The organism is Mycobacterium sp., assembly GCF_040398885.1.
GTDB lineage: Bacteria > Actinomycetota > Actinomycetes > Mycobacteriales > Mycobacteriaceae > Mycobacterium.
Window position 1 is genome coordinate 9,226 of the sequence record NZ_JBBATF010000072.1, and the last position, 5,417, is coordinate 14,642.

Consider the following 5,417-nt stretch of genomic DNA (forward strand, 5'->3'; position numbering starts at 1 on the left):
CAACTCCGGAGCCGGAGGGCCGGCGACGGTCGGTTCGGGGGCCGCAGGGCCTTCGGTCGACTCCATCAGGCGCTACTCCTCCTCGTCGCTGCGCTCATCGTCTTCGTCAGCGCGTCCCAGTATCCCAGGTCTGGACCCGGCAGGAGGTTCTGGGAGAATCCTGACCATGCCTGACGTCCGCCGACGCGAAGCCCCCGACCGCAACCTGGCCCTGGAATTGGTCAGGGTGACCGAGGCCGGGGCCATGGCCGCAGGACGTTGGGTCGGCCGCGGCGACAAGGAGGGTGGCGACGGCGCGGCCGTCGACGCCATGCGCGAGCTGGTGAACTCGGTGTCGATGCGCGGCGTCGTGGTGATCGGGGAGGGCGAGAAGGACAACGCCCCCATGCTCTACAACGGCGAGGAGGTCGGCAACGGCGACGGTCCGGACTGCGACTTCGCCGTCGACCCGATCGACGGGACCACCCTGATGGCCAAGGGGATGCCCAACGCCATCTCGGTGCTGGCGGTCGCCGAACGCGGCGCGATGTTCGACCCGTCGGCGGTGTTCTACATGAACAAGATCGCAGCCGGACCCGACGTCGCCGATTTCATCGATATCACCTCGCCGATCGCGGCGAACATCCAGCGCATCGCCAAGGTCCGCAAGGCGTCGGTGTCCGACATCACCGTCTGCATCCTGGACCGGCAGCGGCACGAGAGGCTGATGGCCGAGGTGCGCGGCGCCGGCGCACGCATCCGGCTGATCTCCGATGGCGATGTGGCAGGGGCGATTTCGGCGTGCCGGCCCGATTCGGGCACCGACCTCCTGGTCGGTATCGGCGGCACCCCCGAGGGCATCATCACCGCGGCGGCGATCCGCTGCATGGGCGGCGAGATCCAGGCGATGCTGGCGCCCAAGGACGACGAGGAGCGCCAGAAGGCCGTCGACCGCGGCCACGACCTTGACCGGGTGCTGACCACCAGGGATCTGGTGTCCGGCGAGAACGTCTTCTTCTGCGCCACCGGCGTCACCGACGGCGACCTGCTCAAGGGCGTCCGTTTCTTCGGTGGCGGCTGCACCACCCAGTCCATCGTGATGCGCTCCAAATCCGGCACGGTCCGGATGATCGAGGCCTACCACCGGCTTTCCAAGCTCAACGAGTACTCCGCGGTGGACTTCACCGGGGATGCCGACGCCGCCTATCCCCTCCCCTAGAACCCGGCAAGAAAGGCACCACATGTCCGACGACGGCCAGTACCGCATCGAGCACGACACCATGGGCGAGGTCAGGGTGCCGGTCAACGCCCTGTGGCGGGCTCAGACGCAGCGTGCCGTGGAGAACTTTCCGATCTCTCACCGCGGCCTGGACCGCAACCAGATCCGGGCGATGGCGCTGCTGAAAGCGGCCTGCGCCCAGGTGAACAAGGATCTCGGCCTTCTCGACGCCGAGAAGGCCGACGCGATCATCGCCGCGGCTGGGGAGATCGCCGACGGCAAACATGACGACCAGTTCCCTATCGACGTCTTCCAAACCGGTTCGGGCACCAGTTCCAACATGAACGCCAACGAGGTGATCGCCTCGATCTGCGCCCGCGACGGCGTCACGGTGCATCCCAACGACGACGTCAACATGTCGCAGTCCTCGAACGACACCTTCCCGACCTCGACCCACATCGCGGCCACCGAAGCCGCTGTGCGCGAACTGATCCCGGCCCTGGAGGTATTGCACGCCTCGCTGGCCAAGAAGGCCAAGTTCTGGCACAAGACGGTGAAGTCCGGCCGCACCCACCTGATGGACGCGGTCCCGGTCACCCTCGGCCAGGAGTTCGGCGGCTACGCCCGCCAGATCGAGGCCGGCATCGAGCGGGTACGGGCCTGCCTGCCCCGCCTGGGCGAACTGGCCATCGGCGGCACCGCCGTCGGCACCGGACTGAACGCGCCCGAAAGTTTCGGGCCCAAGGTGGTAGAGGTCCTCGTCGCGCAGACCGGACTGGCCGAATTGACCACCGCCAAGAACTCCTTCGAGGCCCAGGCCGCGCGCGACGGCCTGGTGGAGGCATCCGGCGCCCTGAAGACGATCGCGGTGTCGCTGACCAAGATCGCCAACGACATCCGCTGGATGGGCTCGGGCCCGCTGACCGGCCTGGGCGAACTGTTCCTGCCCGACCTGCAACCGGGTTCGTCGATCATGCCGGGCAAGGTCAACCCGGTGATCCCCGAGGCGGTCACCCAGGTGGCCGCCCAGGTGATCGGCAACGACGCCGCCATCACCGTCGGCGGCCTGTCCGGAGCCTTCGAACTCAACGTCTACATCCCGATGATGGCGCGTAATCTGCTCGAGTCGTTCACCCTGCTGGCCAACGTCTCCAGGCTGTTCGCCGAGAAGTGCGTCGAGGGCCTGCTGGCCAACGAGGCCCGGCTCAGGACGCTCGCGGAGTCCTCCCCGTCCATCGTCACCCCGCTGAACTCGGCAATCGGCTACGAGGAGGCCGCCGCGGTGGCCAAGCAAGCCCTCAAGGAGCACAAGACGATCCGGCAGACGGTGATCGACCGAGGGCTGATCGGCGAGAAGTTGTCCGAAGACGAACTGGACAAGCGCCTCGATGTGCTGGAGATGGCGAAGGTGCGCGACGAGGGGTGACGCCCCCTCGCGTCACGGCGTCGGGGCCGCCTCCCCCGCCGGCGCTGCCGCATCCGGCTGGGCCACCGCCGGGGCCGCCGCATCCGCCTGTGCCACCGCCGGGGCCGCCTCCCCCGCCGGGGCCGCCTCCGCCGCCGGGACCGGCTCATCCGGCTGGAACCTGCGGATAGCCGGAGCGACGGTCAGGCTGTGCAGCACCAGGCTCAGACACACGGTCACCACGACGACGCTGCCGATCAAGCCGGTGTTCTGGAGGTCGCCGCGGTTGATCACCAGCAGGCCGAACACCACCGTGCCGATCCCGCGCGGGCCGAACCAGCCTATGAACAGCCGGTCGCGCATCGGCAGGTCGGTACGCACCAGCGACAACAGGACGGCGGTGATGCGGACCGCGAACAGCGCGGCCAGGGCGAACACGATGACACGCCAGTCCGCCCGCAGCCAGCCGTCGATCACCGCGAACGCACCGAACATGACGAAGACCATGAGTTCGAGCAGTTGTCCGGCGGCGTCGGAAACCTGTTTGGGAAGCCAGTCCTCGGAACTGTGCCGGGTGACGTAGGAGAACATCAGCCCGCCGGTGAACGCAGCGACGAAACCGCTCGCCCCGATGTATTCGCCGAGTTGATAACAGATCGCCGCCAGCGCCAGCGTCGCCAACTGTGCCCAGATGTCACTCATCCAGTTCCGCTTACGCGACCACGCCACCACCAACCCGACGACGACACCCAGGGCGGCACCGGCCACCACCGACAGGACTTCGATGCTGAATATCGACCAGCCCCAGTTGGACCACCCGGACTGCCAGGTGTAGACCGACGCCAAGGCCAGTGCGGTCAGCAGAATCGCGAGCGCGATGCCGTCGTAGAAGCCACTCTCCACCGTGAGCGCATGGCGCACCCGTTCGGGGATCCGGTGGTTCTCCTGCAGTTCCCCGATCAGCGACACTTCGGTGGGGGCGACGATCGCCGCCAGGCACACCGCCTCCCACCAGGGCAGCACAGGCAACAGGACCACCGCGGTCAGCGCACCCAGCAGCACCGTCAACGGGATGCCGACGATCAGCAGTCGCAGGGTCACGGGGCCGTGCGCCCGGATTCGGCTGAGGCGCAGGCCGGCGGCCTGGTTGGACAGAATCACCGCGAGCGCCAACTCCGCCAGGATCGAGAACGCCTCGGCGCCCGGGCCGGCTTCCACTACGCCTAACCCGGAGGGGCCCAGAGCCATTCCGACGAGGACGAAGACCAGGGCGGGCGCGATGGGGGACCGGATCACCACCTTGGAAACTACGGCGTAGGCGAGTACGAGTACCGCCAGGACCAGCGTGGTGATTTGCAGCACTAGACGCCGCGGACGGGCACGCCGAAGTCGGGGCCTGGGTCGTCGTGGAGCGGATCGGAAGCACGCCCGCGGAGCAATCGGCTGTCGTGGGTCGGCACGTCGCCGGAGGTCGAGGCTGGGGCAGGCCGGCGACGGCTCCCCAGATATCCGGAACCCACCACTCGGCTACATCGCACGGGCTGAGTTTACCGGCAGCTCAGCCCCACCTCCAGTCGCGTGCTGCGCTACAGACCGCTCAGGGCAGCGCCTCGGGGCTGATCTCCTCCAGCATCTCGGTGACCAGCGCGGCGATCGGGGAACGTTCGCTGCGCATCAGGGTGATGTGGGCGAACAGCGGATGCCCCTTGAGTTTCTCGATGACCGCGGCCACCCCGTCGTGCCGACCCACGCGCAGGTTGTCGCGCTGAGCGACGTCGTGGGTCAACACCACCCGCGAGCCGGCACCGAGTCGGGAAAGCACGGTGAGGAGCACGTTGCGCTCCAGCGACTGGGCCTCGTCGACGATGACGAACGAGTCGTGCAGCGAGCGGCCGCGGATGTGGGTCAGGGGCAGCACCTCGAGCATTCCGCGCGACTGCACCTCCTCGAGCACCGCCGGACTCGCCAGGCCCTCCAGGGTGTCGAAGACCGCCTGAGCCCAGGGGCCCATCTTCTCGCTCTCACTACCGGGCAGGTAGCCCAGTTCCTGCCCGCCGACGGCGTACAAGGGCCGGAACACGACGACCTTGCGCTGGCTGCGCCGCTCCAGCACGGCCTCCAGACCCGCGCACAGCGCCAATGCGGACTTGCCGGTGCCGGCCTTGCCGCCCAGCGACACGATGCCGACCGACTCGTCGAGCAGCAGGTCCAGCGCGACGCGCTGCTCGGCGGAGCGGCCGCGCAGACCGAACACCTCACGATCGCCGCGCACCAACTGGATCCGCTTCTCGGCATTGACCCGGCCCAAAGCATGTGAGCTGCCGGCGAGCAGCCGAACACCGGTGTGGCAGGGCAGGTTCCGCGCTACGGCCAAGTCGATCTCGCCCTCGGCGAACAGCGCACTGATCTCCTCGCCGGTGGCATCGAGTTCCGTCATACCGGTCCAACCCGAGGTGATGACGTCCTGGGCGTGGTACTCGTCGGCGCGCAGGCCCACGGCGCCCGCCTTGACCCGGAGCGGAATGTCCTTGCTCACCAGGGTCACCGCCTTGCCCTCGGCGGCGAGATTGGCGGCGCAGGCCAGGATGCGGGCGTCGTTGGTGCCGGTGCGGAATCCGCTCGGCAGCACCGAAGGATCGGTGTGGTTGAGTTCGACGTGCAGCGTACCGCCTTGTGCCCCAACGGGAATCGGCTGATCGAGCCGGCCGTGCTCAAGTCGCATGTCATCGAAGAGTCGCAGCGCCTGGCGGGCGAACCAGCCCAGTTCGTGGTGGTGGCGCTTGGCCTCCAACTCACTGATCACCACCAGTGGGA

4 protein-coding genes are annotated in these 5,417 nt (G+C 68.1%); 2 read left to right on the forward strand and 2 right to left on the reverse strand.

Translation table 11 applies throughout. The features are described from left to right. Positions 1-166 precede the first annotated feature (166 nt). Together glpX and ADBZ5U_RS08640 are read left to right on the forward strand one after the other, a co-directional pair. Positions 167-1,198 carry a class II fructose-bisphosphatase gene (gene glpX, locus ADBZ5U_RS08635; RefSeq protein ID WP_526264415.1) on the forward strand — a complete coding sequence of 344 codons (1,032 nt, stop codon included), beginning with the start codon at positions 167-169 and terminating at the stop codon, positions 1,196-1,198. 22 nt (positions 1,199-1,220) lie between these two features. Beyond that, positions 1,221-2,624 (forward strand): class II fumarate hydratase, encoded by a 1,404-nt coding sequence (locus tag ADBZ5U_RS08640; RefSeq protein WP_526264417.1) that lies wholly within the window; start codon positions 1,221-1,223, stop codon positions 2,622-2,624. Positions 2,625-2,636: 12 nt separating this feature from the next. Here ADBZ5U_RS08640 and ADBZ5U_RS08645 read toward each other — a convergent pair whose 3' ends face one another. Together ADBZ5U_RS08645 and phoH2 are read right to left on the reverse strand one after the other, a co-directional pair. Next, on the reverse strand, positions 2,637-3,965 hold the full coding sequence (locus tag ADBZ5U_RS08645) for a cation:proton antiporter (protein WP_526264419.1): 1,329 nt from the start codon (positions 3,963-3,965) through the stop codon (positions 2,637-2,639). A 235-nt stretch (positions 3,966-4,200) separates the two neighbouring features. Beyond that, on the reverse strand, positions 4,201-5,417 hold a 1,217-nt coding region (gene phoH2 / locus ADBZ5U_RS08650; RefSeq protein WP_526264421.1), incomplete at its 5' end, for an RNA 5'-3' helicase PhoH2.

Coding starts and splice junctions, on each gene's coding strand:
- glpX (WP_526264415.1), top strand. CDS start 167: ATGCCTGACGTCCGCCGACGCGAAGCCCCCGACCGCAACCTGGCCCTG.
- ADBZ5U_RS08640 (WP_526264417.1), top strand. CDS start 1,221: ATGTCCGACGACGGCCAGTACCGCATCGAGCACGACACCATGGGCGAG.